Source organism: Psychrobacter phenylpyruvicus DSM 7000 = NBRC 102152 (genome assembly GCF_000685805.1).
Taxonomy (GTDB): domain Bacteria; phylum Pseudomonadota; class Gammaproteobacteria; order Pseudomonadales; family Moraxellaceae; genus Psychrobacter; species Psychrobacter phenylpyruvicus.
Genome location: NZ_JMKP01000065.1, coordinates 1 through 5091 on the forward strand (window position 1 = coordinate 1; position 5091 = coordinate 5091).

The 5091-nt window shown below is 38.3% G+C and carries 4 protein-coding genes and 1 pseudogene; 1 reads left to right on the plus strand and 4 read right to left on the minus strand.

The features are described 5' to 3' along the window. A pseudogene (locus G561_RS0113115) lies at positions 1-265 on the minus strand (IS3 family transposase); the annotation flags it as partial. A 447-nt stretch (positions 266-712) separates the two neighbouring features. On the opposite strand from G561_RS0113115, the gene G561_RS0113120 reads away from it, so the two are divergent. After that, on the plus strand, positions 713-1234 hold the full coding sequence (locus tag G561_RS0113120; RefSeq protein WP_028859945.1) for an RNA pyrophosphohydrolase: 522 nt from the start codon (positions 713-715) through the stop codon (positions 1232-1234). Between the two features lie 156 nt (positions 1235-1390). On the opposite strand, the gene G561_RS0113125 is transcribed toward G561_RS0113120, so the two are convergent. From G561_RS0113125 to G561_RS0113140, 3 genes are all read right to left on the minus strand, one after another. Then, complete coding sequence (locus tag G561_RS0113125) at positions 1391-2485, minus strand: NAD(P)-dependent alcohol dehydrogenase (protein ID WP_037032541.1); 1095 nt, start codon at positions 2483-2485, stop codon at positions 1391-1393. 773 nt (positions 2486-3258) lie between these two features. Continuing rightward, positions 3259-4230, minus strand: a complete 972-nt coding sequence (locus G561_RS14770) for a hypothetical protein (RefSeq protein WP_051584568.1) — start codon at positions 4228-4230, stop codon at positions 3259-3261. A gap of 539 nt (positions 4231-4769) precedes the next feature. After that, positions 4770-5091, minus strand: a 322-nt coding sequence (locus G561_RS0113140; protein ID WP_028858109.1) for an IS66 family transposase, incomplete at its 5' end; no start/stop codon positions are given.

Sequence of the window (5091 nt, forward strand, 5' to 3'; positions counted from 1 at the left end):
TAAGCCAGTCTCTTTCGCTTATAACTTGCCCTAGCTGCCTATGTAGTTCATCGATAATAGCTTGCTGGGCTTGTTCGTTGGCTTGCTGTTTGGTATTGAATGCCGTAGGGATAACTGCCAAAGCCTGCTTTTTCCAGTTGCTGATTTGGGTTGCATGAACCCCATATTCTGCGGTTAACTCGTTGAGGGTCTTGTGTTCTTTGATGGCTTCAACGGCGACTTTGCTTTTAAATTCAGCATTGTGACGCTTACGTACTTTCGTCATTAGATAGACCTCTTTTTCTAAAGGTTATTCTATCTTATTTGCTACAATTTTTTGGTCTAGTTTTCCGGGAGTATTATAAGTTGGGAGTGCTTCCCTATATTATATCAGTTGCCACACTGCGACTATTCTTTAATTTCACTCTAATTCTATGCCTAGTCTGCGCATAGATATTATATTGATTTCACTGGAATTTATAATTTATTCGCCAACCTCATTGTTAACAACCGCTAATTGCTAGGTTGCAACCTTCTAGCGAGGCTGTGAAACATTTTATATCAAAATATAGTTACCATTTAACATCAAATACTGGTTTAATATAGGCAATGATTTTCAGTTTGTCTGATTTCTGTTACACCGAGGCAATTAAAACGATAACAGATAGCCAACGTTAATTTTGAAGCGACAAACTGATGGTATTTCAACATTTTTTAAATTAAGGTTTTCGTCATGATTGATGCAGACGGCTTTAGAGCCAATGTCGGTATCATCTTGGCAAATACACAAGGACAAGTACTATGGGCGAAACGAGTTGGTCATGATTCTTGGCAGTTTCCGCAAGGCGGTATCGATGAGGGAGAAACACCTCTAGATGCCATGTACCGAGAGCTGTGGGAGGAGGTAGGCTTATATCCTCGCCACGTTAAGCTTTTGGCGGCGACTGACAACTGGCTAAGGTATCGCTTGCCCAAACGTTACATACGTCATGGGCAGCATCCTTTGTGTATTGGGCAAAAACAAAAGTGGTTTTTGCTACAGCTAGATGAGCCGAATACTGAACACATCCGCTTTGACACCGCAAAGCCAGAATTTGACCATTGGGAATGGGTCAGCTACTGGTATCCGCTGGGTCAAGTGGTTCATTTTAAGCGAGGCGTGTATCGCCGTGCACTGCGAGAGCTGGCACGTGAGTTACCGCTAAAAAAAGAGCTTATTTTACCTGAGACCACCAACCATCTTTTAGAGGTTTAATGGCTAACAGGTTTATCCGTTAATGCTCTTTTGCTTACTTTGATTATTATTTATTTTTTACTGTTTTATTAAAATAGGCCCGTATCCAGTGATACGGGCCTATTTTTTGTGTTATGAGTTACTAGATGGGCTAGATAGAGTAACAATAGCGAACCGCTAAGGTTTAATAGCTACTTTTAACACCCCATCGCGTTGATGCATAAATAAGTCATAAGCCTCGACGATATCGTCCAAAGCATAGGTATGCGTCACCATCTCAGACAGATCAATGCGTCCTGATTCAATAACATTCAACAAGCGGCGCATACGCTCTTTACCGCCTGGGCATAAAGCGGTGCGGATAGTGTGATCGCCCAGACCGGCCGCAAAATGAGCCATAGGAATGGTTAAGTCTTCTGAATAAACGCCTAAACTTGAAAAAGTACCGCCAGGTTTAAGGATTTTTAGACCTTGCTCAAAAGTAGATTGTAATCCGAGTGCTTCGATACTGCTGTCTACCCCGCGTCCACCCGTAAGTTTCATGATTTCATCGACCACATCGACTTCTTTAAAATTAAGCGTAACATCGGCACCCATCTTTTTCGCCATCGCCAAACGCTCATTATTACCATCAATAGCGATAATGGTGGAAGCCCCTTTTAGCTTAGCGCCTGCTGTGGCGCACAAGCCAATAGGACCCTGTGCAAAAACAGCCACCACATCACCGATTTGGATATTGGCGTTTTCTGCCCCTTTAAAGCCTGTTGACATAATATCGGGGCACATTAATACCTGTTCATCAGTTAGGCCATCAGGGACTGGGGCTAAATTGGCCTGCGCATCTGGCACCAACACATACTCAGCTTGAGTGCCGTCAATAATATTACCAAAGCGCCAACCGCCTGTGGCTTTGTAGCCATGACAAGCACAGGTTCCATCGGGTTGGATATAGCCGCCATCTTGAGAAGGGAATCCATCTTGACAGGCATAGGAACTAAAACTAGGACAAATGGCACCAGCGATGACCCTTTGCCCTTCTTCATAACCCATGACAGCACTGCCTAACTTTTCAATAATCCCCACTGGTTCATGACCTATCGTCAACCCTTGCTCGACGGGATATTCTCCTTTGAAAATATGGATATCCGTGCCGCAAATTGTGGTGGTGGTGATTTTAATCAGTGCATCATTGGGACCGACGTCTGGTATTTTCTTTTCAGTCAGCTCAATTTTGCCTGGTCCAACAAATATTAATGATTTCATCATACTCATGATCTACCTTCCTTGCGTTTTGCATCAGTTTAAACAACTTTATTGGCTTACCACTATCTACAATATACCTGCTGTATATGACAAGATAGTAACCACTGTGGTTTTATTAAGGAGTTTGGTAACCGTTGATAAGCTCAAGTATGAATCGGTCTTTTATGTTTTAACTTTAAGTTTTAAACAACTTAGTTGTAGTGTAGTGCCTATGGCTATCGTCTCAAGGATAATAAGATGGCAAGTCGAATACAGTTTTTGATTAATAAGACTGCTGAATTGGATGCTAAAAGCTTTACTTAAAATTATGAATTGGTCTTATTATATTTTTATTTACGTTCAAGAATGGATCTTAAATTAAGACACACCATGAATTATAATTTTTCTGACAGAAACTGAGTGGCGAACAAATGATTATTAACTTTATTGTTATCTTCCTAGGTACCCTGTTTTTAGCTTCGAGTAATTATGTAAAAAAAGTTTGGGTAAAGTACGCAATAACAATAATAGGCATGAGCTTTCTTACTTTATACTTACAAAAAAAGTTCGTCAGCCTATCTTTGATGCAAATATCAATTCATCTTTTATTTATGCTGACATCCACTGTATTAGTACTTTATCTAATACAGTTAACGGCAAAAGATTAATTCCTAAACCAGAAGCCCCTATTATAGGTTTTTGCTACTAGCAAGCCTTAAAAAATTATGAACAAAAATCCTTTAATGTAACGTCTGGTACATGGTGTATCCTTTATTACACTGCTAGCAAAACATATTTTCGTATTAGTTATTAGATGGAGATAATAAATTATTATAATGTTTATCGAACAATACCTTTTCCATAGGATAAATCACAATTTTTTCATCTAGGTGATGGTCGCAATTATCGACAGTACACAGTTTCAAGAAAATATATTTATCATTAAAGTACTCTATGTTGTACTCATCGGTATGAAAATCACTGTACACTACTGAGTCTAAATTTTTAGTATTGTATAAATCGCCTGGAAGAACAAAGCTTTTACTAAAAAAGTTCAATAATGAAAATATCATATATATAATCAGACCAACGATAGGAAACACTGACCAAGTGAATATTTTTCTACACTTTTTTAGTAAATTATTTGAACATCGATTTAACCAGTCAGGAGGCATTGTTTTTTTTACACTAACAAGTATCACAATGTCGGAGGTATATATCATGATACCTGCAAAAGATACATATACTAGAAGTATAGTAAAAATAGGCCCTTTCAAAAACATATCTGCATACAGCACTACTAGCATATAAACAAAACCACATAGTAGTAAGAGACTAAGTAAAGTATGTTTAAGTATTAGTCGATTTATCTTAGGTTTAATCGTATTAATAAACTCTTTGTTTTTTAGGATCTTAGCTCTCTCTTTAAAGCTAAAATTTACAAACTCTATCGTAAGTTTACTCCCTAAAATCAAAATTCCGCTTAGAGCTATTATTAGTGCACCATCTACTGGTATCTGACTTAGAGAGAAAAACCTAATATAAGCGATATTAATCTTAGCCAACTCAATAATTTGCCATATCGCACCTACAATAGATGGAAAAAGAACAAGAACACTAATATGATTAATACCCCACTTTATATAATCCACTAAGCTTCTCTTTTCTTTCTTATTATCTCCTCTCTCTAAAATAAGATTTTTTGGTAGCAATAAACCTTTTTCATTCTCTTCCCAAATTTCTTCATAAATATTTTTCTTAGTACGGTTTTGCATAAAATGTACTCAATTTATGTGTTTATTAGTCACTTATCACCATAGTAGGTGGGATATTAATAGTGGTTTACTATAATGTACTGTACATATTCACAAAATACACCTGGACAGCTGGACAGAACATCAATATATCAGTATTAGAAGCAGCAAATAATGGGAAGTGTTAAGAACTACAGTTTATAAGAAGATTGATGATGACGAGCCTTCAAAAAATTCAAATAAGAAACTCGATACCACTGAAATGTCACCGGTATTCGGAATACTCACCAAATAATAAATATACTGAACAAGCCAATGAAAATATTTAGGAGACATCAACGAACAATGAGTCTGTATAAGAAAATGTTCAGCTTAAACATTAATTAGAGATGAAAAAACAGTCTATCAGCAGTCTATTTTAGGTGGTCCATCAATACCTTATAAGATATTTGTAGATGGTTCCGCTGGGACATACTCCCGACTTATCAACTGAAGCCTAAAATCGCAGCTTGATACTACCGAGTTATCCTGTCTCTTATCGTAAGCATCCGACCAACCCCCTATTGCGGTGGCACCCAGCGATGAGCTAACAACTCATCCAGATCCTCTTGAGTAGGCAGGCGTCTTAGCACGTCTGTCAAATAAGCAGACACATCCAAGCCATTTAAACGAGCTGACTGAATGATTGACATAATATTCGCAGCACGCTGCCCACTTCGCAGCGAACCGGCAAACAACCAGTTTTTACGCCCAAGTGCCCACGGACGCATCTGATTCTCCGCCCAATTATTATCAATCGGCAGCCTGCCATCATCTAGATACTGAGTCAGCGCCTGCCAACGTTTCAGGCAATAATCCATCGCCTTACTAATACTGGCATTT